General features: G+C 68.7%; 19 protein-coding genes and 1 other RNA gene. 6 read left to right on the forward strand and 14 right to left on the reverse strand.

Features of this window, described 5'->3' with window-relative positions:
• Positions 1 to 43: 43 nt before the first annotated feature.
• The 7 genes from ftsA to murD form a co-directional block, all read right to left on the reverse strand.
• Positions 44 to 1381: a cell division protein FtsA gene (ftsA, locus tag J2X65_RS07940; RefSeq protein WP_310200022.1), complete on the reverse strand. Its 1338-nt coding sequence runs from the start codon at positions 1379 to 1381 to the stop codon at positions 44 to 46.
• Positions 1378 to 2289, reverse strand: coding sequence for a cell division protein FtsQ/DivIB (locus J2X65_RS07945; RefSeq protein WP_310200024.1), 912 nt, complete (start codon positions 2287 to 2289; stop codon positions 1378 to 1380). Before J2X65_RS07945 ends, ftsA begins: the two co-directional genes overlap by 4 nt.
• Positions 2290 to 3072: 783 nt before the next feature.
• Complete coding sequence (murB, locus tag J2X65_RS07950) at positions 3073 to 4008, reverse strand: UDP-N-acetylmuramate dehydrogenase (RefSeq protein WP_310200026.1); 936 nt, start codon at positions 4006 to 4008, stop codon at positions 3073 to 3075.
• On the reverse strand, positions 4005 to 5417 hold the full coding sequence (gene murC / locus J2X65_RS07955; RefSeq protein WP_310200028.1) for a UDP-N-acetylmuramate--L-alanine ligase: 1413 nt from the start codon (positions 5415 to 5417) through the stop codon (positions 4005 to 4007). The genes murB and murC overlap by 4 nt, the downstream gene beginning before the upstream one ends.
• 104 nt (positions 5418 to 5521) lie before the next feature.
• Positions 5522 to 6640 (reverse strand): undecaprenyldiphospho-muramoylpentapeptide beta-N-acetylglucosaminyltransferase, encoded by a 1119-nt coding sequence (gene murG, locus J2X65_RS07960; protein WP_310200030.1) that lies wholly within the window; start codon positions 6638 to 6640, stop codon positions 5522 to 5524.
• Positions 6641 to 6650: 10 nt separating this feature from the next.
• On the reverse strand, positions 6651 to 7835 hold the full coding sequence (gene ftsW / locus J2X65_RS07965; RefSeq protein WP_310200032.1) for a putative lipid II flippase FtsW: 1185 nt from the start codon (positions 7833 to 7835) through the stop codon (positions 6651 to 6653).
• A gap of 81 nt (positions 7836 to 7916) precedes the next feature.
• Positions 7917 to 9305 (reverse strand): UDP-N-acetylmuramoyl-L-alanine--D-glutamate ligase, encoded by a 1389-nt coding sequence (murD, locus tag J2X65_RS07970; RefSeq protein ID WP_310200034.1) that lies wholly within the window; start codon positions 9303 to 9305, stop codon positions 7917 to 7919.
• 127 nt (positions 9306 to 9432) lie between these two features.
• Between murD and J2X65_RS07975 the strand changes: the two genes are divergently transcribed.
• Entirely contained in the window at positions 9433 to 10335 is a 903-nt protein-coding gene (locus J2X65_RS07975; protein ID WP_310200036.1) for an MBL fold metallo-hydrolase, read from the forward strand.
• A gap of 143 nt (positions 10336 to 10478) precedes the next feature.
• On the opposite strand, the gene mraY is transcribed toward J2X65_RS07975, so the two are convergent.
• The 6 genes from mraY to rsmH all read right to left on the reverse strand — a co-directional run bounded on the left by mraY (position 10479) and on the right by rsmH (position 18139).
• Entirely contained in the window at positions 10479 to 11564 is a 1086-nt protein-coding gene (mraY, locus tag J2X65_RS07980; protein ID WP_310200038.1) for a phospho-N-acetylmuramoyl-pentapeptide-transferase, read from the reverse strand.
• Positions 11565 to 11568: 4 nt separating this feature from the next.
• Positions 11569 to 13029, reverse strand: coding sequence for a UDP-N-acetylmuramoylalanyl-D-glutamyl-2,6-diaminopimelate--D-alanyl-D-alanine ligase (locus tag J2X65_RS07985; RefSeq protein WP_310200040.1), 1461 nt, complete (start codon positions 13027 to 13029; stop codon positions 11569 to 11571).
• Between the two features lie 3 nt (positions 13030 to 13032).
• Positions 13033 to 14511, reverse strand: coding sequence for a UDP-N-acetylmuramoyl-L-alanyl-D-glutamate--2,6-diaminopimelate ligase (locus tag J2X65_RS07990; protein WP_310200041.1), 1479 nt, complete (start codon positions 14509 to 14511; stop codon positions 13033 to 13035).
• 136 nt (positions 14512 to 14647) lie between these two features.
• Complete coding sequence (locus J2X65_RS07995) at positions 14648 to 16393, reverse strand: penicillin-binding protein 2 (protein ID WP_310200042.1); 1746 nt, start codon at positions 16391 to 16393, stop codon at positions 14648 to 14650.
• A gap of 108 nt (positions 16394 to 16501) precedes the next feature.
• Positions 16502 to 17089, reverse strand: coding sequence for a hypothetical protein (locus J2X65_RS08000; protein WP_310200044.1), 588 nt, complete (start codon positions 17087 to 17089; stop codon positions 16502 to 16504).
• Positions 17090 to 17101: 12 nt separating this feature from the next.
• On the reverse strand, positions 17102 to 18139 hold the full coding sequence (gene rsmH, locus J2X65_RS08005; protein ID WP_404977681.1) for a 16S rRNA (cytosine(1402)-N(4))-methyltransferase RsmH: 1038 nt from the start codon (positions 18137 to 18139) through the stop codon (positions 17102 to 17104).
• Between the two features lie 262 nt (positions 18140 to 18401).
• On the opposite strand from rsmH, the gene J2X65_RS08010 reads away from it, so the two are divergent.
• The 5 genes from J2X65_RS08010 to J2X65_RS08030 all read left to right on the forward strand — a co-directional run bounded on the left by J2X65_RS08010 (position 18402) and on the right by J2X65_RS08030 (position 22107).
• Positions 18402 to 19163 (forward strand): N-acetylmuramoyl-L-alanine amidase, encoded by a 762-nt coding sequence (locus J2X65_RS08010; protein WP_310200048.1) that lies wholly within the window; start codon positions 18402 to 18404, stop codon positions 19161 to 19163.
• Between the two features lie 186 nt (positions 19164 to 19349).
• Positions 19350 to 19916, forward strand: a complete 567-nt coding sequence (locus J2X65_RS08015; RefSeq protein ID WP_310200050.1) for a lytic transglycosylase domain-containing protein — start codon at positions 19350 to 19352, stop codon at positions 19914 to 19916.
• A gap of 81 nt (positions 19917 to 19997) precedes the next feature.
• Positions 19998 to 20384, forward strand: an RNA gene (gene rnpB, locus J2X65_RS08020) — RNase P RNA component class A.
• A gap of 59 nt (positions 20385 to 20443) precedes the next feature.
• Positions 20444 to 21229 carry a 4-hydroxy-tetrahydrodipicolinate reductase gene (gene dapB, locus J2X65_RS08025; protein WP_310200051.1) on the forward strand — a complete coding sequence of 262 codons (786 nt, stop codon included), beginning with the start codon at positions 20444 to 20446 and terminating at the stop codon, positions 21227 to 21229.
• Between the two features lie 11 nt (positions 21230 to 21240).
• The gene (locus J2X65_RS08030) at positions 21241 to 22107 is read left to right on the forward strand and encodes a class I SAM-dependent methyltransferase (protein ID WP_310200053.1); all 867 of its coding nucleotides are present in this window, start codon (positions 21241 to 21243) and stop codon (positions 22105 to 22107) included.
• Positions 22108 to 22133: 26 nt separating this feature from the next.
• On the opposite strand, the gene J2X65_RS08035 is transcribed toward J2X65_RS08030, so the two are convergent.
• On the reverse strand, positions 22134 to 23309 hold the full coding sequence (locus J2X65_RS08035; RefSeq protein ID WP_310200055.1) for an extensin family protein: 1176 nt from the start codon (positions 23307 to 23309) through the stop codon (positions 22134 to 22136).
• Positions 23310 to 23528: the final 219 nt, after the last annotated feature.

Genomic DNA, 23528 nt, shown 5'->3' on the forward strand with positions numbered 1-23528 from the left:
TCTGTGGTGCCGGTTCCGCCGGCGCGGATGTGATGAACCATGGTCAGAACGCCTCCCGCAGCCAGTGCCCGACGCGGGAGAAATACCCGTCGGAGCTGCCCTGGGAGACGCGGCGGCGACGCGCCTCGAAATGTTCGAGGCCGGCCACCTGCGGATAGACGAGCAGGCCGGCCGCCACCGCGAAGGAGGCGCCGCGCACCGCCTCGGGCAGCCGCGAAATGCCGAGCGGGCGGCCGACCCGGACCAGCGAGCCAACCTGCGGCCCGAGGATCTGGCCGACCAGCTCGGCATGGCCGGTGAGCTGGCTGGCACCGCCGGTGAGCACGATGCGGCGGCCGGCGTCGGCCGCATGGCCGGAGGCGACCAGCCGGTCGCGGATCAGCTCGACGATCTCCTCCACCCGCGGGCGAATGATGTGCAGCAGCCGCGATTTCGGCACGGTGCGCGGCAGGTCGCGCTGGTCCTCGGAGATCGCCGGCACGGTGAGCATCTCGCGCTCGTCGGCGCTGACTGCGATCACCCCGCCATGCAGGCTCTTCAGCCGCTCGGCATCGGCGAGGCGGGTGGAGAGGCCGCGCGCGACGTCGTTGGTGATGTGCTGGCCGCCGACCGCGATGCCGTCGACATGCACGCAATGGCCGTTGACCACCACCGCGACGGTGGTGGTGCCGGCGCCGAAGTCGATCAGCACGGTGCCGAGCTCGGATTCGTCGTCGGCCAGCGCCGAGAGCGCCGCCGCATAGGGAGCCGCCACCATCGCCTCGACGCCGAGATGGCAGCGTTCGACGCACAGGAGAAGGTTGCGCACCGCCGAGGCGTCGGCGGTGATGACGTGGAGGTCGACGCCGAGGCGCCGGCCCAGCATGCCCCTGGGCTCGGCGATGCCGGGCACGCCGTCGATGGTGTAGCTCACCGGCAGCGCGTGCAGCACGGCGCGGCCGTCGCCGACCGCGAAGGTCGAGGCGGCGTCGAGCACGCGGCGGATATCGCCCTCGGCGACCGCCGGCTCGGGCAGCTCGACCTCGGCATTGAAATGCTCGGAGCCGAGGCGCCCACCGGCCATGGAGACGATGACCGAGGCGATCTGCGCCCCCGCCATGCGCTCGGCGGCGTCCACCGCCCGGCGGATGGAATGCTCGGCCCGCTCCATGTCGGCGACGGTGCCGCCCTTGATGCCGTGGGCGCTGGTGTGGCCGACGCCGAGCACCTCGATGGCGTGGCTGCGGCGGCGCAGCGTCATCGAGGCGTCGCGGGGCTTCAGCCGGGCGATCAGGCAGACGATCTTGGACGTGCCGATCTCCAATACGCCGACCACGCCGGAGCGGCGCGGCGACAGCGGGCGCATCTTGGGGACGATGTCGTAGGGGGCGCGCACGCTCATGTGTTGGGCGCCTTCTTCTTGGCCTTGGGATCGGGCTGACGCGCCTCATAGGCCGCGTCGGACAGGCGCACCGACACGCGGTCGGGCAGACGCAGGTCGATGATGGTCACGTCGCGCGTCAGCAGCTGCTTGTCGCGGTCGAGCACCGCGAGTTCCTGCAGCGCCTCGGCCATGCCGGTCTCCGGCAGGCGCACGTCGATGCCGTTGCGCATCTTCAGCGTCCAGCGCCGGTCGGCGACGCGGATCGCCGCCCGCACCTTGTCGCGCACCCCCGGCACCAGGCCGAGCGCCTCGACGATCTCGGTGACGTGGTTCTGCGCCCCGTCGCCGACCACCACCGGCAGGCGGATGTAGCGCGGGTCGTCGGAATAGGGCGCGATCACCGTGCCGTCGCGGGCGATGACGTTGATCTTGCCGTCCTTCTGCCAGAGCGCGAAGCCTTCGCGCTCGACGACCTGGATGTCGAGCCGGTCGGGATAGAGCTTCTGCACCGTGGCGCGCTTGATCCAGGCCAGCTGCTCCAGCCGCATGCGCGCCTCCTCGGCGTCCAGCGTCAGCAGCGAGGAGGTCGGCTTCACCCCGGCCGTGGCGAGGATGTCGCCGGGGCTGACGTGGTTCTGGCCGGAAAGGTTCACGGTGCGGATCTTGAAGCCGGCAATGTTGGCGATGCCGTCGGCCATGTCCTGCACGGTCTCGATCGCCTGCGGCATGTGCCCGCCGCGCTGCAGGCCGTAGGCGCCGGTTGCCGCGAACAGCGCCGCCACCAGCCAGGTGCCGGCGCCGCAGCTCGCCGCCCGCGAACCGGCGAAGCCCACCAGCAGCCGCTTGCCGCTGATGATCACCCGATTCGCAAAGCGCGTGCGCCCGCCATCCGCCGCGACGGCGGTTACCGTCGCGCGATTCGGCATGGCGCGACCAGCCTGGCCGCCACGTCCCTGATCCGCCTTGGCCGCGCCCGTGCCGTATCCGGGCTGTTGACCCGGAGTCGACGATCGAGCGACGCGTCCTCCACCATTCATCTCACAAGCTCGCCGAACGAATAACCCGCATGGGCTGCCAGTTCGGGCACCGACGACGTCTCGATCGTCCGGGCGGCGTGCGGACTTCCCAATGGACCAGACCGGTTTGTCTCCGGTCCGGCCGCATGGGTGGAAGTTCGACCTGCTGATGCCCCGACAGCCGAGCGCGCGGTGCGCCGTAAGGGACAGCATCCGTACCTTTTGGTAAATATTCGGTAAAATTCTGGCCGGCAGATTGAGGCGCAATCCGCCGGAATCGCATTTTGCGCCGTAATCCTAGAACCTTAACCCGGGAGGAATTTCTCTAACGGGTAGAAGCGCTTCACCCCTGGCCATCCGGGCGGCTTCCCCGCTGTTAAGCGCGCATTAAGCCCTCCGGGCCGTCACCTTCATCCACGGGGAAGACGTTAACTTCTGCCGCGCCGGCCACACCGGGCGGCAAGCCTCGGCGGCCCCGCCTCCACCCCCCGCTACCAGCGCGCAGGGCAAGGCCGATCCGGCGCCCCTCCTTCCCCCGCCGCCGCGATTCGTGAGGCGGCAGCCGGCACGTTCCACCGGCCGCGGCATGCCCCTCCCCGGCCGCCGCGATCGCGTGTGAGATCGCTTCCGCCCCCTGGCGGCTAGGGGCCATCCCTTGCCCGTAGCCGGCCCTCGGGGCCGCGCCGCGGCGCGCTACGCGGCAGCCGCCGGGGCGGGCACGCCGATGCGCTTGATTTCCCACTCCAGCGTGATGCCGGAGGCGGATTTCACCCGCCGGCGCACCTCCTCACCCAGTTCCTCGATATCGGCCGCGGTGGCGCTGCCGGTATTGATCAGGAAGTTGCAGTGCATCCGCGACACCTGCGCCCCGCCGCGAACGAGGCCGCGGCAGCCGGCGGCATCGACCAGCTGCCAGGCCTTCTGGCCCGGCGGGTTCTTGAAGGTGGAGCCGCCGGTCTTCTCGCGGATCGGCTGCGAGGCTTCGCGGGCGGCGGTGATTCGGTCCATCTCGGCCAGGATGTCGGCCGTCTCGCCCGGCTCGCCCTGGAACAGCGCGCGGGTGAAGATGAGGTCGCCCGCCGCGCCGGAATGGCGGTAGCTGAAGCCGAAATCGGCATTGCTCAGCACGTGCAGCCGCCCCTGCCGGTCGAAGGCGCGGGCCTCGACCAGCCGGTCCTTGGTCTCGCCGTGATGGGCGCCGGCATTCATCCGCAGCGCCCCGCCTATGCCGCCGGGAATGCCGCGATAGAAGGCCAGCCCGGCAATGCCGGCATCCGCCGCCGCGCGGGCGAGCTTGACGTCCGGCACGGCGGCGCCCACCCGCAGGCGATGCCCCTCCTCCACCTCGATGTCGGAGAAACCCCTCGCAAGACGGACGACCACGCCGGCGACGCCGCCGTCGCGCACGATCAGGTTCGAGCCGAGGCCGACCACCGTCACCGGGATATCCGCCGGCAGGCGGGCGAGGAAATAGCCGAGGTCGTCCTCGTCGGCGGGGGTGAACAGCAGCTGCGCCGGCCCGCCGACGCGGAACCAGGTGAACGGCGCCAGCTTCTGGTTGGCGAGCAGCCGCCCGCGCAGCTCCGGCATCCGGGCGGCGAGGTCGGCGGTCAGGTCGGGGAAGGTCACGCGCCGAACCCCTCCGCCTCGAGCTGCCCCGGCAGCGCATAGGCCCATTGGGTGATGTTGCCGGCACCGAGGCAGATGACGTAGTCGCCGGGCTTGGCCAGCCCCTTCACCATCCCCGCCAGCGCCTCCGGCCCCGGCAGCCGCTGCACCGAGCGGTGCCCGCGCGCGCGCAGCGCCTCCACCAGATGGTCGCGGTCGACGCCCTGTATCGGCGCCTCGCCGGCCGCGTAGACATCGGCGACGATGACGTGGTCGGCGTCGTTGAAGCAGGTGGCGAACTGGTCGAACAGCGAATGCAGCCGGGTGTAGCGGTGCGGCTGCACCACCGCGATCACCTGCCCCTCGGTGGAGGCCCTCGCCGCCCGCAGCACCGCGGCGATTTCCACCGGATGGTGGCCGTAATCGTCGAAAACGGTCACACCACGCACCTCACCGGTCTGGGTGAAGCGCCGCTTGACGCCGCCGAAGCCGGCCAGCGCCGCGCGGATCTGCTCATCGCTCGCCTTGAGCTCCCGCGCCACCGCGATGGCGGCGGTTGCGTTCAGCGCATTGTGCCGGCCCGGCATCGGCAGCACGAGGTCCCGCAGTTCCTGCGTCACGCCGCCCTCGCGGTTACGGAACACCACGGTGAAGCGCGACCTGCCGCCCTTCAGGTCGATTTCGGTAATGCGAACATCGGCTTGCGGGTTTTCGCCATAGGTGATGACCCGCCGGTCCTCGACGCGGCCGACGAGGGCCTGCACCACCGGATGGTCGATGCACATCACCGCGAAGCCGTAGAAGGGGACGTTCTCGACGAAGCTGCGGAACGCCTGCTGCACCGCCTCGAAGGTACCGAAATGGTCGAGGTGTTCGGGATCGATATTGGTGACAACCGCCACCTCGGCCGGCAGCTTGAGGAAGGTGCCGTCGCTCTCGTCGGCTTCCACCACCATCCATTCGCCGTCGCCGAGGCGGGCATTGGTACCGTAAGCGTTTATGATTCCACCATTAATCACGGTGGGATCGAGGTTCGCCGCGTCGAGCAGCGTCGCCACCAGCGAGGTAGTGGTGGTCTTGCCGTGGGTGCCGGCGATGGCGACGCAGCTCTTCAGCCGCATCAGTTCAGCCAGCATCTCGGCGCGGCGCACCACCGGCAGGCGCTTGGCACGGGCGGCGACCAGCTCAGGATTGTCGCGCTTGATGGCGGAGGAGACCACCAGCACCTCGGCGCCGTCGAGATTCTCGGCCGCGTGGCCGACATGGACGGTGATGCCCTTCTCGGTCAGGCGCTTCACATTGGCGCTTTCGGAGACGTCGGAGCCCTGCACCGTATAGCCGAGATTGTGCAGCACCTCGGCGATGCCGCTCATGCCGATGCCGCCGATACCGACGAAATGGATGGGACCGAGGGAGAGCGGAAGCTTCATGCGGCTATGTCCTTTTCAGCCGGTCGGCGATCGGCCTTCCGGCGGGCGGGCAGGAGTGGACGAGGCAATTAGACGAGGCACGACGCTCCGTCATCCCCGCCGCCCTAAACATCGATCTTGGCTATTCGCAGGACGAGATCGGCGAGACGCTCGTCGGCATCCGCCCGGCCGGTGTCACGCGCGGCCCGCGCCATCGCCTCGAGCGCGGCCGGCTGGCTCATGAGCCGCTCCAGTTCGGCAGCGAAATGCACGGGCTTGAACTCGGCCTGCGGCATCAGCAGCGCCCCACCGGCGCGGGCGAGCGACGTGGCGTTGACGAGTTGATCCTGGTCCAGCGCCCCGGGCAGCGGCACCAGCACCGAGGGGCGGCCGATCACGCTCAGTTCCGCCACCGTGGAGGCGCCGGAACGCGCGACCACCAGATGCGCCAGCGCCATGCGCGCCGGCAGGTCGTCGAAGAAGGGCGCGAGCTCGGCCTGCACCCCGTGCCGGTCATAGGCGGCACGGACATCGGCGATGTCCTCCGGCCGGCATTGCTGGGTGATCCTCAGCCGCGCGCGCAGCTCCAGCGGCAGCTTTTCCACTGCCGGCGGCACGATCTCGCTCATGATGCGGGCGCCCTGGCTGCCGCCGAACACCAGCAGCCGGAATTCCCCGTCCGGCGCCGGCAGTTCGAACGGCAGGCGCGCCGCGGCCTGCACCGCCGGGCGCACCGGATTGCCGGTGTGATGCGCCTTGGCCGTGAGGGCGGCATCGCCCGCCACAGCATCGGGATAGCCGAGGGCGATGGCGGTTACGCGGGGGGCCAGCAAGCGGTTGGCCCGCCCCATGACCCCGTTGGCTTCATGAATCAGCGTCGGCCGCCCGCAGAGCGTGCCGGCCAGCAGCGGCGGCACCGTCGGGTAGCCGCCGAAACCGATGATCGCCGCCGGCTTCAGCCGGCGCACCAGCGCCAGCCCCTTCACCAGCCCGGTGCCGAGCGCCAGAGCCGTCCGGGCGAGCGCCACCGGCGAGCGGCCGCGCATCGTATCGGCGGGCAGCACATGGAGCTGGCGCGCGGGGAAGTGGCCGGCATAGCGCGCCGCCCGCTCGTCGGTCGCCAGATCGACAACGACGCCATGCCGGCTCAGCGCATTCGCCAGAGCCTCGGCGGGAAACAGATGGCCGCCGGTACCACCGGCGGCGACGAGGACAAGAGGCGCAGCGCCCGATCCGACAGCCATCGCCAGGACCTCACGCCGACGCGGCGGCCGGCGTCGCGGCCGGGGAGCCCAGGCGGGTGCCGAGCCGCTCCAGCTCGGCCAGCGTCGCGCTGCGCGGCCGGCGGCGGGTCAGGGCCAGCAGCATGCCCATGCCGAAGGCCAGCGACAGCAGCGAGGAGCCGCCATAGGAAACGAACGGCAGCGTCATGCCCTTGGCCGGCATCATGTGCAGGTTGACCATCATGTTGATGCAGGATTGCAGCCCGAACAGCATGGCGAGGCCGGCGACGGCGAAGCGCACGAACGGATCCTCGTCACTCATCGCCCGGCTCAGCGCCCGCAGCACGATGAAGGCGAACAGGCCGGCGATCATAATGCACAGCACCGCGCCGAACTCTTCCGCCGCGACGGCGAAGATGAAGTCGGTATGCCCGTCCGGCAGCATCTTCTTGAAAGTGCCCTCGCCCGGCCCCTGCCCCAGCCAGCCGCCATTGAGGAAGGAATCGATGGCGAGGTCGATCTGATAGGTGTCGCCCGATTCCGGATCGAGGAACCGGTCGATGCGCTTGGTGACGTGCGGGACCAGGTGATAGGCGAGGAACAGCCCCGCCGCGCCGACGCCGCCGAGACCGACCACCCAGATCATCCTCAGGCCGGCGAGGAAGAACAGCCCGCCCCACACCAGCGACACCAGCATCGTCTGGCCGAAATCCGGCTGCAGCACCAGCGGGGTGACGACGCTGCCGAGCAGCGCCACCGCCATCATCTGGCCCGGCATCTCCGGTCGGCGCACGCTTTCCGAGAACAGCCAGGCGGCGATGATGACGAAGCTGGGCTTGATGAATTCCGAGGGCTGGATGGCGACGGGACCGATATTGAGCCAGCGCCGCGCGCCCTTCACCTCGGGGCCGAACACCAGCGTCGCGCAGAGCAGCCCGAGGCAGACGACGAACAGCAGCAGCGACACCCGGCGGATATTCTTCGGCGACAGGAAGGAGGTGCCGATCAGCACGATCAAGGCCGGCACCAGGAACATCACCTGGCGGTTCACGAAATGGAACGGATCGGCGATGCCGAGACGGGAGGCGACCGGCGGGCTCGCCGCCAGCGCCAGCACGATGCCGATGATCATCAGCGCCGCCAGCGCCCCCAGAAGCAGACGGTCGACCGTCCACCACCACTCGCCGACCACGGTCCTCTCGGCACGGGAAATCATCGAACGCCACTCTCCAGCCGCGGGCCAGCCCCGCCGCCGGCCAGTATCGTCCGGTTAAGGTTGACGGACGCTTAAGGCGGATCAGGCGTCGGGCAGCTCCCGCACCAGCGCGCGGAAGCGGTCGCCCCGCACCTCGAAATTCGGAAACTGGTCGAAGCTCGCGCAGGCGGGGGAGAGCAGCACCACCGGATGAGCCGCCGCCGACCCGGCGGCATCGCGGGCGGCGGCGGGGATGGCGCTCTCCAGCGTGCCGCACATCTCGAACGGCACGGCATCGCCGAGCGTCGCCGCGAACGCATCCGCCGCCTCGCCGATGAGATAGGCCTTGCGCACCCGGCCGAACAGCGGCCGCAACGGCTCGATACCGCCGGCCTTCGGCTTGCCGCCGAGGATCCAGTAGATATCGTCGAAGCTCAGCAGCGCCCGCTCCGCCGCATCGGCGTTCGTGGCCTTGGAATCGTTGACGAACAACGCCTTGCCGATCGTCCGGACCTGCTCCATGCGGTGCGCGAGGCCGGGGAAGCTCTTCAGCCCCTCGACGATCACCTCCGGCGCGAGGCCCAGCGCTTGAGCGGCAGCGAAGGCGGCGGCGGCGTTCTGGGCGTTGTGGGCGCCGCGCAGCGAGCCGATGCCGGCCAGCGGCACGGTGAACATGGTGCGGCCGCCCTCGCGCACCAGCAGCGTCTCGCCGTCGCGGCAGATGCCGTCGTCGAGCCGGTGCAGCACCGAAATGCGCACCAGCCGGCGCCCCGCCGCCTGAAACCGGTCGGCGATGGCACGGCTCCATTCATCATCGACCCCGACCACCGCCGTGCCGCCCGCCTCGACACCGGCAACGAGACGCTCCTTGACCTCGGCGTAGTGATCCATGTCGCCATGACGATCGAGATGATCCGGCGACAGGTTAAGCAGGACGCCGACGCTGGCGTCGAGCGTCGGCGCCAGGTCGATCTGGTAGGACGAGCATTCGATCACATGCACCCGCTCGGGCGCCGGCGGGTCGAGCGACAGGATCGCCGGGCCGAAATTGCCGCCGATCGGCGCCTCCCGTCCGCCGAAGCGGAACAGATGCGCGATCAGCGCCGTGGTGGTCGATTTGCCGTTGGTGCCGGTGATCGCCACCATCGGCGCGCCCGGCGCATGCGCCCGCCGCTCGCGCACGAACAATTCGATGTCGCCGATCACCTCGACGCCGGCGGCGTGGGCGAGCGCGACGGTCCAATGCGGCTTGGGATGGGTCAGCGGCACGCCGGGCGCCAGCACCAGCGCGTCCACGGCCCCCCATTCCAGCGCCCGGAGGTCGCCGGTCGGGATCTCCTCGTCGTCCGCCGCCTCCACCGAGGCGATGGCATCGTCCCAGGCAATGACATCGGCGCCGCCGGCGATCAGCGCGTGGGCGGTGGCGCGGCCGGAACCGCCCAGGCCGAACAGCGCGACGCGGCGGTCGCGGAAGGTAGTGACGGGAATCATGGCGGGCGGGACCTCGGGATGGGCGGAACCTTGGGACGGCAGGCCCCGGACAGGGCATCTCTGGCTAGCGCATTTCCGCGCCGGATGGAAAGATCGCGCGTCCGCCGCCACCGCGAGAATCCCGCCTATGCCCGCTTCCAGCCCGACCCTGCTGCCGCTCGGCTCCACCCTTCGGGTGCTGCGCCCGCATCCCGGCGTGCTCGCCTTCTATGACGGACGGATCGAAGGCGCGCGGGCGCATTCGGCGGCGCCCAACTGGCTCGACGACGGCGCCTATGCGCTCGGCGTCTGCGTCTATGCGGTGATCGACGGTGCCGAGGCCATTCTCTACGACACCCACATCTCGCTCACCCATGCGCGGATGATACGCCGGACGCTGGAGGAGGCTGGCGTCACCTCGATCCGCGTGGTGCTCAGCCACTGGCATGACGACCACGTCGCCGGCAACGAGGTGTTCGCCGATTGCGAGATCATCGCCCTCGACAAGACCGAGAAGGCCCTCGCCGACCACCGCGCGGCGCTGGAGGGCGGCGAGCCGCCGATTCGCCCGCTGGTCATGCCGAACCGGATCATCTCCGGCCCGACCGGGCTTGCGGTGGGTCGACTGGAGGTGAAGCTGGAGCCGGCGGAGATCCACAGCCATGACGGGCTGATCCTGCTGCTGCCCGAGCTCGGGCTGATGCTGGCCGGCGACACGCTGGAGGAGCCGATCACCTATGTGGCGGAGCCGGAGAGGCTCGCCGTCCATGTCGAGGAACTCAAGCGGATCCGGGAATGGGGCTATCCGCGCATCCTGCCGAACCACGGCGCGCCGGACATCATCGGCGCCGGCGGCTACGGGCCGGAGCTGATCGACGCGACCATCCGCTATTTGAAGAAGCTGCTGCGGGTCCATGTCGACATGACGCTGGCCGACCAGGACCTCTCCACCTTCATCGCCGGCGACCTCGCCGACGGCGTGCTCAGCTATTTAGCCCCCTATGAAGAGGTGCACGCAGACAATGTGAAGAAGGTGCTGGCGGTGCGGTAGACGCCTGCGTGTTCGCGGCCGCCGGCGGCGGCACCTCGGCAGGAGGGAGCAGAACCTGCTCTCTTCGAACCACCTCTTGGAACCCCCTCAGCCTGAGGTGCGGGCGATAGCAGGCCTCGAAGATGCCCGCTCCGAACCGCTCCTCACCGCAGCTTCAGCGTCGAAAGCCCGATCAGCGCCAGCACCACCGCGATGATCCAGAAGCGGATGACGATCTGCGGCTCGGTCCAGCCCAGCTGCTCGAAATGGTGGTGGATCGGCGCCATCTTGAACACGCGCTTGCCGGTGAGCTTGAACGAGATCACCTGCACGATCACCGACACCGCCTCCAGCACGAACAGGCCACCGATCACCGCCAGCACGATCTCGTGCTTGGTGGCCACCGCGATGGTGCCGAGCAGGCCGCCCAGCGCCAGCGAGCCGGTGTCGCCCATGAAGATCTGCGCCGGCGGGGCGTTGAACCACAGAAAGCCGATGCCCGCCCCGATCAGGGCGCCGCAGATCACCGCCAGCTCGCCGACGCCGGCGACATAGTGGATCTGCAGGTAGTCGGCGAACAGCACATTGCCGGAGAGGTAGGAAATCAGGCCGAAACTGCCGGCCGCCACCATCACCGGCACGATGGCGAGGCCGTCGAGCCCGTCGGTAAGGTTCACCGCATTGCCGGCGGCGACGACGACGAAGGCGCCGAACACCACGAAGAACCAGGAGAGATCGATCAGCAGGTCCTTGAAGAAGGGGAAGGCCAGGGAGGACGACAGCGGCTCCCGGCCGACATGCATGATGACGATCGCGGCGACGCCGCCGATCAGGAACTCGATGGCGAGCCGCGCCCGCCCCGAAAGGCCGGCATGCGACTGCTTGGTCACCTTGAGATAGTCGTCATAAAAGCCGATCAGCCCGAAACCGATGGTGACGAACAGTACCACCCACACATAGGGATTGCCGAGGTTGGCCCAGAGCAGCGTCGCCACCATCAGCCCGGAGAAGATCATCAGCCCGCCCATGGTCGGCGTACCCTTCTTGGTCAGAAGGTGCGATTGCGGCCCGTCGGTGCGGATCGGCTGGCCCTTGCCCTGCTTCAGCCGCAGCAGCGCGATGATCGCCGGCCCGAACATGAAGACGAAGAGCAGGGCGGTGATGATGGCTCCGCCGGTGCGGAAGGTGATGTAGCGGAACACGTTGAGCGCCGGAACGCTCTCCTGGAACTGGGCCAGCCATTGAAGCATCGGATCAACCTTCCGCCGAGGCGTCGACTTGAATGTGAAAGCGCTCGGCGAGCGCGCGGACCAGCGGCCCCATGCGGCTGCCATTCGATCCCTTCACCATGAGCACATCGCCGCCGCGCAGCCGCTCGGCGAGCAGCGGCAGCAGCGCCGCGGCATCGGGGGTCCAGGCACCGCGCCGGCCTTCCGGCAGCGCCTCGTACAGCGCGCGCATCAGCGGCCCGGCGCAGAAGACGAGGTCGGCCTTGCCGGCTTCCGGCGCCAGGCCGCGATGCAGGTCTTCGCCGGTCACCCCGAGTTCCAGCATGTCGCCGAGCGCGGCGATGCGGCGGCCGCGGCCCTCCACCGGTGTGCCGGCCAGCACCGCGAGCGCCGCGCGCATCGAGGCCGGGTTGGCATTGTAGCTCTCGTCGATCATCAGCGCCGTGCCGCCCTTGACCGCGAGCGCCGTCCGCACGCCGCGGCCGGGCGGCGGACCGAGCGAGGCGAGCGCCAGCGCGGCAAGCGCCAGGTCGGCGCCGGCAAGCTTGGCGCTCGCGAGCACGGCCAGCGCGTTCTGCACGATATGGCGGCCGGGCAGGCCGATCTTGAAGCTGACGGTCTCGCCCATGATGTCGGCAAGGGCGGTGGAGCCTTGCGGCTGGAGGGCGACGCAGGTGAGGCGCGCCTCGGCCTCCGGCGCCTCGCCGAAGCCGATAATGGTCTCGATGCCGGCGGCGCGCGCCGCCGCGGCCAGGCGCTCGAAATGCGGATTGTCGCGATTGATGACCGCCGCCCCGCCCGGCTCGACGCCGGAGAATATCTCCGCCTTGGCGTCGGCGATGGCCTCGATATTGGGAAACTGGGCGATGTGCACGGGCTCGACGGTGGTGATGACAGCCACATGCGGACGCACCATGGCGGTGAGCGGCGTGATCTCGTCCGGATGGTTCATGCCGAGCTCGAACACGCCATAGGCGGCGCCGGCCGGAAGCCGGGCAAGCGAGAGCGGCACGCCCCAATGGTTGTTGTAGGAGGCGGCAGAGGCATGGGTCGGTCCGTCGGCACCCAACGCCAGCTTGAGCGCCTCCTTGGTGGTGGTTTTGCCCACCGATCCCGTCACCGCGACGATTCGGGCCTTTGAGCGTGCCCGCGCCGCCCGGCCGGCCTTCTCGAGCGCCGCGAGCACGTCGTCGACGACCAGCAGCTTCAGGCCGGGCGGCAGTTCCGCGACCTTCGGCTCGGCGACCACGCACAGCGCCGCCCCTCGCGCGGCGGCGGCGGCGGCGAATTCGTGCCCGTCACGCTCACCGGCGATGGCGAAGAAGGCGTCGCCAGGCTGCAAGGTGCGCGAATCGATGGAGACGCCGGTGACGTCCGCCTCGGCGACGCCCTCCAGCCGGCCGCCGGTGGCCTGCGCGAGTTCGCCCGCCGTCCACAAGGGCGCGGTCGGCGATACGTCTGCCGCCGGAACATCCTGCCCGTCCATGGCCTAGCCTCCAAAACTGCCGAGCGCCGCCAGAGCGACCTCGCGGTCGGAGAACGGCAAGGTCCGGTCGCCCACGATTTGGCCGGTTTCGTGACCCTTGCCGGCGATCAGCACCACATCCCCCGCTTCCGCCATGCCGATCGCCACCGCGATCGCCTCGGCGCGGTCGCCGATGTCGCGCGCGCCCGGCGCCGCCGCGAGGATGGCGGCGCGAATGGCGGCCGGATCCTCGCTGCGCGGATTGTCGTCGGTGACGATGACCACGTCGGCCTTTTCCGCCGCGATGGCGCCCATCAGCGGGCGCTTGCCTTTGTCACGGTCGCCGCCGCAGCCGAACACGGCGATGAGACGTCCGGTCGCGTAGGGCCGCAGGGCGTCGAGGGCATTGGCCAGCGCGTCGGGCTTGTGGGCGTAGTCGACGAAGACACCGGCGCTTCCCTTGGTGCCCACCAGTTCCAGCCGCCCCGGCACGCCTTCCAGCCGCTCCAGCGGCGCCAGCGCGTCACCCATGGGCGTGCCGGTGGCGGCGGCGAGACCGGCAGCGACCAGCGCGTTCGCCACCTGGAAGGCGCCGACCAGCGGCAGCCGCAGCACATGCCGCACGCCGTCCGCTTCCACCTCGATCGCCTGCCCGAGCCCGTCGTCGCGGCGGGACAGCAGAGCGATGCCGGCGCCGGCCGTGCCGATGCCGATCACCTCGAGCCCGCTGTCGGCGGCGAGCTGGGCGACATGGCTGCCCTCGATGCTGTCGATCCACACCGCCGCGCCGCCACCGCGCGGGACGAGATGACGGAACAGGCGCAGCTTGGCCTCGAGATAGGCCTCCATGGTCGGGTGGTAGTCGAGATGGTCGCGCGACAGGTTGGTGAAGCCACCCGCCGACAGCCGCACCCCGTCCAGCCGATGCTGGTCGAGCCCATGCGAAGAGGCCTCCAGGCACAGATGCGTCACCCCCTCGCCGGCGAGGTGGTCGAGCGTACGGTGCAGGGCGATCGGATCGGGCGTGGTGAGCGCACCGTACACCGCACCGGACGGTGCGACCACGCCAAGCGTGCCGAGGCTGGCGCTGGCATGGCCGAGGCGCTGCCAGATCTGGCGGGTGAAGGCCGCGACCGAGGTCTTGCCCGAGGTGCCCGTCACTGCGGCGATAGTCTCGGGCTGACGCGGAAAGGCATTGGCGGCAGCCAGCGCCACCGCCCGGCGGGCATTGCCGACCCGCACATAGGAGACGTCGGAGGGCAGGTCGGCCGGGCGTTCCGCCTCGCCGACCACCGCGCCCACTCCACGGGAAATCGCTTCGCGCGCGAAGGCGAGGCCATCCGCCTTGGCACCGGACAGCGCGAAGAACACGTCGCCGCACCGTGCCTTGCGGCTGTCCAGCACCGGTTCGGCCACCTCCAGCATTGGATCGGCGGCCTCATAGTCGGCATCCTCGCCGATCAGCGCGCCGAGGGTGCGGATGGAGTGGGGATGATCCGTCATGCTCGCCGTCCCGAACGACCGCGTGGAGCGCGTGAAAAGACCGGCGCGCGCCGCGGCGCCGCCGGCCGGAGAAGCCTGCTCCCTGCGCCATAGCCGATTCCGGACGCCTCGCGCAGGGGAAATCGGCGCATCCGCATCATTGCACCTGCGCCACCTTGTTGGAGGAGAGGATGCTCTCGACCGGCGGCAGCTCCTTGCGCGGCATGATGCCGAGCAGAGGAGCGACGCGCTGGATGATTCGGGCCGAGGTGGGGGCAGCGTTCCAGCCGGCGGTGGCGTAGCCATAGGTGCCCTCGACCGCCTGCGGCTCGTCGAGCATCACCAGCATGAGATATTGCGGGTCGTCCATCGGGAAGGCGGAGATGAACGAGGTCAGCAGCTTGGTCTTTGAATAGCGGCCATTGATGACCTTCTCGGCCGTGCCGGTCTTGCCGCCGACATAATAGCCGGGGCTGTCCGCCTTCTTCGCCGAGCCCTTTTCGGCATTGAGACGCATCAGATAGCGCATCTTGGTGCTGGTCTCGGGCTTGATGACTCGGGTGGCGATTTCCGCCGCCTCTTGCGGCGTGCGCTTGAGGAAGGTCGGCGGGATGAGCCAGCCGCCATTCACCAGCGCATTCTCGGCCATCAGCACCTGGATCGGGGCGACGGCAAGGCCGTGGCCGAAGGCGATGGTCGCGGTGTTGAGGTCGCCCCAGCGCTTGGGCACCAGGGGCATGGCGCTCTCGGGCAGTTCGGTTCGCAGCCGGTCGAGCTGCCCCATCTTCTTCAGGAACGCCTTGTGCGCGTCGACGCCGAGCGTCAGCGCCATGCGCGCCGTGCCGATGTTCGACGAGACGAGGAACACCTCGGGCAGCGTCAGAACACGCCGCTCGGCATGGTAGTCATTGATGCGGAACCGGCCGAACTGCAACGCCGAGCGGGCATCCAGCATCGAATTGAGGTTGAACTTGCCGCTGTCCAGCGCCATGGCGAAGGTGAGCGCCTTGAAGGTCGAGCCCATCTCGAACACGCCGGTGGACAGGCGGTTAAGCGCCTTGGGATCGAGCGCCTTGGATGGATCATTGGCGTCGAAATCCGGCAGCGAGGCCATGGCGATGATCTCGCCGGTGCGCACATCGGTGATGACGCCGGCCGCCGCCTTGGCCTTGAACTTCTGGAACGCGACGTTCAGTTCGTCGCGCAGCACGTGCTGCACCCTGAGGTCGATGGACAGCTCCACCGGCTCCTGCTGACGGTCGGTGGCGAAGCCGGCGAGGTGCAGCTCGGACAGGCCGCGGCTGTCGATCCATTTCTCCAGGCCGGCGATGCCCTGATTGTCGATATTGACCGAGCCGAGCGCATGGGCGGCGAGATTGCCGCCGGGATAGATGCGCCGGTTCTCGGTCATGAAGCCGATCCCCGGCAGGCCGAGATTGTAGATCTCGCGCTGCTGCATCGGAGTGATGTCGCGCTTCAGCCAGACGAAGCCGCGCTTGCTGTCGAGGCGCTGGCGCATCTCCTCGGTGTTGAGATCCGGCAGTACGGCGGAGAGGGCCTCCACCGCCTCGTCGACATCGATAAGCCGCTTGGGTTCGCCGAAAAGCGAGGCAGAACGCACATCGGTGGCGAGGATGAGACCGTTGCGGTCGAGGATGTCGGGACGGGCTGACGCCACCGCATCCGACGACATTCCGCGCCGGCCGAGCGCGCCATCGGGTGACGAGGCGAACATGGCGAGCCGCCCGCCAATGGCGAGGTAGACCATGCCGAACACCAGCATGCAGAGGATGAGGCGCGCCCGCGCCACCGCATGCGCCTCCGGCCGCCCGCGTCGCGCCGCGCTGCGGATCACCCCGATCAGGGCGCGCAGCGCTCGGCCGGGCAGGCGGAGAAACCACATGGCAACTCCGGCAGGGCGAAGCCGCCGAAGCCCAATTCCGGGCAGGCGGAGTTTCGAAACACGGAGCTTGGAAAGGCCGGACGCGATCACCAGGACGACCTCCAATACTTACTGGCCGACCGCTGCCGGCGGCAGCAGCGGCATGGGCGACATCATCGGCGCCGTCGCCATCGGGCGGGCGGACGGCGGGGGAAGCGGCGAGCCGAGCATCGGCGCCTGGGTTGGCGCCATCACGCCGGCGGCGGGAACCGCTGAAAGCGGCAGCGGCGCGTTCGATCGCGCGGCGGCCACCGGCGGAGCCGGTGCGCGCACCATCGGCTTGGGCGCCGACGGCTTGGCTTGGCTCGTCGGAATAGCGGCGCCGGTCGGGCTGTCGACCAGCGCCTCGATCATGCCGCCGAGCGCATCGCCACTCTGTTCCGGCTTGGCGGGCAGGCTGGCAAGTACGTCCATTCGAGCGACGTCCAGCGGCTGCATGTCAAGATGGTGCTCGGCAAGCGCCTGGATTCGATCGGGCGCCGTCCGCCGCGCCCACTCGGCATTCAACGTGGCGATGCGGTCGCGCTCCCAGCGGATCTCGTCGCGCAGCTTGACGATCTTCTGCGCCTCGAAGGCCGAGGAATATTTGACGTGATAAACCGCACCCGCTGCGGCCAGCAGCGCGATCACCGAGACGAGATTGAGAATACGGAACATGTTTCTCGGTCCTCAGTGAGTGCGGTTGCGCGCATCGAAATCGGGAAGCGGCGGCAGAAGCGCGTCGAGGTCGCTCGCCTCGCGCGCCGGGGCACCGGTGCGCTCGGCGGCCCGCAGCTTGGCCGAGCGGGCGCGGGGATTGGCGCGGGTCTCGGTATCGCCCGGCTCTACCGCCCCCTTGGCGACGAGGCGGAAGCTCGGCGGCGTACTCGCCACCGCCGGCAGGTGACGCGAGCCGGCCGCCGGCTTGGCGCGCGCGTTCAGAAAGTTCTTCACGATACGATCTTCCAGCGAATGGAAGGTGACGACCACCAGCCGTCCGCCGGGCTTGATCACCCGTTCGGCCGCGGCCAGCGCGCGCGCGAGCTCGCCGAGTTCATCATTCACCGCGATGCGCAGCGCCTGGAAGCTTCGGGTCGCCGGATGCGGCTCGTGCGGCTTCGCCCACACCACCTTGGCAATGATATCAGCAAGTTGCAGCGTGCGGGTGATCGGCGCCTCCTCGCGCGCCTTGACGATGGCTTTGGCGATGCTGCGCGACTGACGCTCCTCGCCGAAACGGTAGATCACATTGGCGAGCTCGGCCTCGGGCAGTCGCGCGACGTAATCCGCCGCCGACAACCCCTCACCCGACATGCGCATGTCGAGCGGGCCGTCGCGGCGGAAGGAGAAGCCACGCTCTCCCTCGTCGAGCTGCATGGAGGAAACGCCGATATCGAGCACCACGCCATCCACCTGCGGCGCATCGAGCATCGCCGCCACCTGGTCGAGATTTCCGAACCGGTCCTGTGTCACCGCCAGCCGGCCGGGATGGGCCAGCACCAGCGGCGCGCTCGCCGCCACCGCGGTCGGGTCGCGATCGATGGCGATCACCCGGCAGTCGGCAGCCCCGAGAATGGCGCGCGTATAGCCGCCGGCGCCAAACGTGCCGTCGACATAGACGCCGCCGGCTTTCGGCGCGAGATGCGCCAGCACCTCGGCGAGCATCACCGGCACATGGCGATCCGCATCGCCGACAGGCGGATCGGGAGGCAGCGACGACGCCATCATGCGTCTCCGTACCCGACCCTCATGCTGCCATCCGCACCGCCCCCTCCGCGCGACGCGACGCGACACGGCCGCCCGCACCGGATCCTCGGAGCGGAGCAGAAGGCAGGCGGGTTCAGACATGCAACACTGTGGAACATCGGCGGGACGCTGGTCGGGGCTGCGACGCGACACGCCGAATCCCCCGGTTTCGATCCGCGATTAACGCTCTCTGAACCTTAAGAATCGGTTGAACCGATCGCAGGAGACGATTAGCTCGCTGCCCATGGATGCTTCCTCGACCTTTCCCGCCGACTCGCCGCTCGCCGCCGAGGTGCTGGTCTCGCCCAATCACGGCGAGCGGGTCGGCACCCTCCTGCCGGACATGCTGGTTCTTCACTACACCGGCATGCCGAGCGCCGAGGAAGCGGTGGCGTGGCTGCGCTCCCCGGAAAAAGCCGTCTCATGCCACTATGTGGTGCATGAGGATGGACGCATCGTGCAGTTGGTGCCGGAAGCGCGACGCGCCTGGCACGCCGGCGCTTCGTCCTGGGCCGGGGCGACGGACATCAATTCGCTGTCGATCGGCATCGAAATCGTCAATCCCGGCCATGATTTCGGCTATCCGCCTTTCCCGGCCCGCCAGATCGAGGCGGTGACGGCACTGGCCAAGGACATCGTCACCCGCCTCGCCATCAATCCCGACCGGGTGCTGGCGCATTCCGACGTCGCGCCGCTGCGCAAGCAGGACCCGGGCGAGAAATTCCCCTGGGAGATTCTGCATCGTGCCGGCATCGGCCACCTCGTCGAGGAGGAGCCGATCACCGATGGCCGCTATTTCATGCGTGGCGAATCCGGCCAGCCGATCGAAGCGCTGCAGGCAATGCTCGGCTTCTACGGTTACCAGGTGCCGATCACCGGCACGTTTTGCGGAACCACCGAAGCGGTGGTGCGCGCCTTCCAGCGCCATTTCCGGCGGCAGCGTGTCGATGGTGTGGCGGATGTCTCCACGCTCGCCACATTATATGCCCTCTGCGCCTCCCGGTAGGCGGGTTCCCCATGGGTCACCCGTAAATTCGTCTACCGTGCCATGACACCGGAGCCGACATCATCCTGCTCCACGACAGGCAAAGTCGCAACAATCTTGCCAATTCGTTGCCCATTGGCCACAGGCGCAGGTGCGTCAACTCCGCACGCCTGCGTATTTCCTAATTCGCGAACAATTGAAGCCTCATTGGAAACAGAATTTCCATTGCATTTCCCGGTCACCTTCATCGACCTGGAAAGACTGATACCGCGAATGGCTCGTCATAATCTCGTGTTACATACTGCGTTTCTCACTCTCTTAACTGTCACCTCCGGCGCCAACATCGCCAGCGCCCGCCAGATCACCGAAAGCAAAAGCTTCGAAGAGGCGTCTGGTTCCAAATCATCCATCGTTGCTCTCGTTGACCGTGAAGCCCGTGCAAACGGGGTTCCAATCGCTCTTGCCCGCGCCGTGGTGCGCATCGAGAGCAACTGGAACCCCGGCGTCACCGGCAGCGCCGGCGAAATCGGCCTCATGCAGATCAAGCATCCCACCGCGCGCGGTCTCGGCTATCAGGGCAGTCGCAAGGCGCTCTACGATCCCGCGACCAACATCAAATGGGGCATGCGCTACCTCGCCGGCGCCTATCAGCTCGCCGCCGGCGACACCTGCGGAACCGTGATGCGCTACCAGGGCGGCCATGGCGCCACCCGCATGTCCAACATCGCCCGCAGCTATTGCAGCAAGGCCCAGACCATCATGGCCTCGAACTGAGGACTGCGCGCGCCGCGCAGGCGGTTGAAGTTTCCGCGTCACGGCTTGACGGGCGCGCGCGTCTCCCTCATTGCTCCCCCGCCAGCCGGCCGGGCGGCCGCGTCGCCCGCAAGGGCGCCGAGGAAAGTCCGGGCTCCACGAAGACACGGTGCCGGATAACGTCCGGCGGGGGCGACCCCAGGGAAAGTGCCACAGAAATCAAACCACCGCGGGTGCGCCCGCGGCAAGGGTGAAACGGTGGGGTAAGAGCCCACCGCGCGGCCGGCAACGGAAGCGGCACGGCAAACCCCACCGGGAGCAAAGTCGTATAGGGGTGGCACGAGGCCGGTTCGCTGGCTTCAAGTCCGTCTTCGGACCGCCGCCCGGGTTGACTGCTAGAGGCGTCGAGCAATCGGCGTCCCAGAGGAATGGCCGCCACGCGGGAGCGATCCCGCCTTACAGAACCCGGCTTATAGGCCGGCTGGCGCTTTCCCCGCTGCGGCACGGGGTGTATCTGGCATGGAACCTCGCGCTTCGGAGTTCCGTGCATGCCCATCAAAATCGTGCTGGCCGGCGCCACCGGCTGGGTTGGCCGTGCCCTTGCCCCGGCTATTGCCACTACCGAAGATCTCGAACTCGTCGCCGGTATTTCCCGCAAGGTGGCCGGCACGGCCATCGACGGCGTGCCGATCTTCGCCACCATCGAGGAGGCGCTCGCCATCCCGTCCGACGTGTTGATCGACTACACAAAGCCGGATGTCGTGAAAGCCAATGCCGCCGCCGCCGTAGCCGCCGGTCGGCATGTGGTGATCGGCACCTCCGGCCTTGGAGTCGATGATTATGCCGAACTTGACGCGCTGGCGCGCGCCAGGGGTGTCGGCGTGCTGGCAGCCGGCAATTTCTCCATCACCGCCACGCTGCTGAAGCGCTTCACGCTGGAAGCCGCGAAATATGTCGCCGATGTCGAGATCATCGACTACGCCTCCGCGGGCAAGCCCGACGCGCCTTCCGGTACCGCCCGTGAACTCGCCGAAACTCTGGCCGGCCTGCGTCGGCCGGCGAGCAGCCGCCCCATCGAGGAAGTCAGCGGCGTGCCAGCCACCCGCGGCGGCAGCTTCGGCGAAGGCGCGACCCGCGTGCAGGTGCATGCACTGCGCCTGCCTTCTTTCGTGCTGGGGGTGGAAAGCGTGTTCGGCGCTCCCGACGAGCGGCTCACCATCCGCCACGACGCCGGCTCCTCCGCCGCCCCCTATGTCGCCGGCACGCTGCTCGCCGCGCGCAAGGTTGCGGGCTGGATGGGCGTGAAACGCGGCCTCGACACATTGCTGGACTGATCGCCTCAAGGGTGAATCCGGCAAGCACTGGCGGCGAACGGCCCCCCGTGCCGGAATGCTTTCATGAATGCCGACACGAACCCCAAACCATCAGGCCGGAGATGAGCGGAACCGAGGCGCCTCGCAAGCTCGACATGTTCGGTATCATCGAACACGTTCAGGGCAACCTGCCGTGGGGCTCGGTGCTGGATGCCGGAACCGGCGTGAGGTCGGCCCGCTGGATCAGCGGCCTGCCCTCATCCCGCTGGACCGCGGTCAGCGCCGATCCGGATCACCTGCGTCTCGCGGAAGAGGCCATCGCCGTGAGACGGCGGCCGCAGGATCGGCTGGTGCTCGGCAATTGGCAGGACCCGGAGTTGCTCGCCGGCGAAAGCCACGACACCGTCCTGGCGGAATATCTTCTGGGCGCGGTCGAGAGCTACGCGCCCTATTTTCAGAACGACCTATTCGCGCGGCTGCGGCCTTTGGTGCGTGGACGCCTCTATGTGGTCGGCGTCGACCCCTACGTCATCGGGCCGGCGAGCGACGAGGCTGGCGCGCTTGTGCAGTCCATTGGTCGATTGCGGGATGCCTGCGCCCTGCTCGCCGGCGTGACGCCCTATCGGGAATATCCGGCGGAATGGGTCATGCAGCGGTTGGAGCAGGTGGGGCTAAGGATCAGCTTTGCCCGCCGTTTCCCCAACATCTACGATCGCCACTGGGTGGAGCGTCAGCTGGAAGATAGTCGGCGGTTAACCGCTTGGATCGACGACCCAGTCACGGCCGGGGCGCTCGCCGGCCGGATCGATTCGCTGCGCATCCGGGCGGATGAACTCATTGCCCGCCTCGGTGGACTATCCCATGGGCACGACTACATCATCGCCGCCACACCGAGCTGAGCAGATCCCCGCCTGGAATGGAGGGCTCAATCCTCGCCGGAGACAGCGGGCGGTGGCGGGATCGGCGTTGTGAATTGCCGCTCCGGCGCATAGGCCTGTTTCGCCGTCGAACCGGTCGGAGTCGGGTCGATCCCGAACCAGCGCATCACCATCGGAATGCCCGCCGGCGGCAACGGCACGCCACCCGGCGGACGTGAAGGCGCCGCGGCGGGAGAGTTCTGTGCCGGATAGCGCTGGAGGGGTTGGGCCTGCGCCGGGTAGCTCGTCGCGGGGGAGCCATAGGGCTGGGAAGGGGCTGGATATCCCGGCGCCGGCGCCAGGGGCTGCGGCTCGGCGGCCGCCGGATAGGGCGAGGGCTGCGGCGGTGCAAGCGGTTGCGGCGACAGCACCATCGGTGTGCCCGGCGCTCCATCCAGTTCTTCCACCGGCTCCTGAACCGCTCCCGCCGGCGGCGGGTAATAAGCAGGAGTGGTCGGCGGCGGCGCGGCGACCGTCGGCGGGGCCTTGTATATGGGCAGGTTCGGCGGTGTCGGCATGACCGGGGCCGGGTTGCAGGCCCAGCGACCAGAGGTCCGGCGCATCAGGTCCACATGGATGTGGTCATAGTGATAGACGTTGGAGCCGGGCGCGAGCACGGTGGTGAAGCGCTGGCAGGCGGTGGCCTGCACCGTGCGCAGGAAGCCGCGCTCGTCGGGGCGGCCTTTCCAGCCGGTTTTGACCAAGACTTCCCTTCCGTCGGCAAGTACAAAGCCCCCGATGTCGAAGCCATTACCGAAAGCGTGCTCGGAAATCTTGCCGGTCGGGCCCCCGTTCATGTTGCGGCAGGAGTAGGATGACATCTGCTTGATCTTGACGACGGGCTGGCCAAACCAGGCGAAGGCCGCCGGCTGGATGTCCTCGGCGACCCAGCGGTCGAGCGAGGAGGTCATCGGGCAGGCGAGCGTCGCCTTCGGCGCCACCTCGACCGTCCCCTGGTTCAAGCCACTGATCCTGAAGGGATGATCCATCCCGCACGTGCCGGCGCCATCGATGGCGCGCATCGGAACGATGGTGGCGGAAGGCTTTACCGAGCCTTCCGCCAGACACCGTTCTTCAGCTTCCGAGCGCCAGGGTTCCCGCCGTTCGAACGGCGAGAACTTGCAAGCGGAGAGCCCCAGAAGGACGAGCGGGGCTACGATAAACCAGGATACGCCGCGCGTCATGACGACAAGCTAGGCGTGATTTGGTTGACACGGCGTTAAGCATGAGCACCCTCGACGAAGAAATGCCAAGCGGGCTCAAAGCTTTTCGAGAGGTTAATATTTGAGGCTTCCCAAATATTAACCGACGTCACCCGCCCACCCCCGGTATGGTGCGGTGTAGGGTGGGTGCGATTTCGGTCTGGGGTGTGCGGTGCGGTTGGCCTGGCGGCGGCCGGGGGC

This window comes from Ancylobacter sp. 3268, assembly GCF_031456575.1.
Taxonomy (GTDB): domain Bacteria; phylum Pseudomonadota; class Alphaproteobacteria; order Rhizobiales; family Xanthobacteraceae; genus Ancylobacter.

Coding starts and splice junctions, on each gene's coding strand:
- murD (WP_310200034.1), bottom strand. CDS start 9,305: ATGATTCCCGTCACTACCTTCCGCGACCGCCGCGTCGCGCTGTTCGGC.
- J2X65_RS08010 (WP_310200048.1), top strand. CDS start 18,402: ATGGATGCTTCCTCGACCTTTCCCGCCGACTCGCCGCTCGCCGCCGAG.
- ftsA (WP_310200022.1), bottom strand. CDS start 1,381: ATGAGCGTGCGCGCCCCCTACGACATCGTCCCCAAGATGCGCCCGCTG.
- J2X65_RS07975 (WP_310200036.1), top strand. CDS start 9,433: ATGCCCGCTTCCAGCCCGACCCTGCTGCCGCTCGGCTCCACCCTTCGG.
- murG (WP_310200030.1), bottom strand. CDS start 6,640: ATGGCTGTCGGATCGGGCGCTGCGCCTCTTGTCCTCGTCGCCGCCGGT.
- J2X65_RS07990 (WP_310200041.1), bottom strand. CDS start 14,511: ATGACGGATCATCCCCACTCCATCCGCACCCTCGGCGCGCTGATCGGC.
- rsmH (WP_404977681.1), bottom strand. CDS start 18,139: ATGATGGCGTCGTCGCTGCCTCCCGATCCGCCTGTCGGCGATGCGGAT.
- murC (WP_310200028.1), bottom strand. CDS start 5,417: ATGAAGCTTCCGCTCTCCCTCGGTCCCATCCATTTCGTCGGTATCGGC.
- J2X65_RS07945 (WP_310200024.1), bottom strand. CDS start 2,289: ATGCCGAATCGCGCGACGGTAACCGCCGTCGCGGCGGATGGCGGGCGC.
- ftsW (WP_310200032.1), bottom strand. CDS start 7,835: ATGATTTCCCGTGCCGAGAGGACCGTGGTCGGCGAGTGGTGGTGGACG.
- J2X65_RS08035 (WP_310200055.1), bottom strand. CDS start 23,309: ATGACGCGCGGCGTATCCTGGTTTATCGTAGCCCCGCTCGTCCTTCTG.
- mraY (WP_310200038.1), bottom strand. CDS start 11,564: ATGCTTCAATGGCTGGCCCAGTTCCAGGAGAGCGTTCCGGCGCTCAAC.
- dapB (WP_310200051.1), top strand. CDS start 20,444: ATGCCCATCAAAATCGTGCTGGCCGGCGCCACCGGCTGGGTTGGCCGT.
- J2X65_RS08000 (WP_310200044.1), bottom strand. CDS start 17,089: ATGTTCCGTATTCTCAATCTCGTCTCGGTGATCGCGCTGCTGGCCGCA.
- J2X65_RS07985 (WP_310200040.1), bottom strand. CDS start 13,029: ATGGACGGGCAGGATGTTCCGGCGGCAGACGTATCGCCGACCGCGCCC.
- J2X65_RS07995 (WP_310200042.1), bottom strand. CDS start 16,393: ATGTGGTTTCTCCGCCTGCCCGGCCGAGCGCTGCGCGCCCTGATCGGG.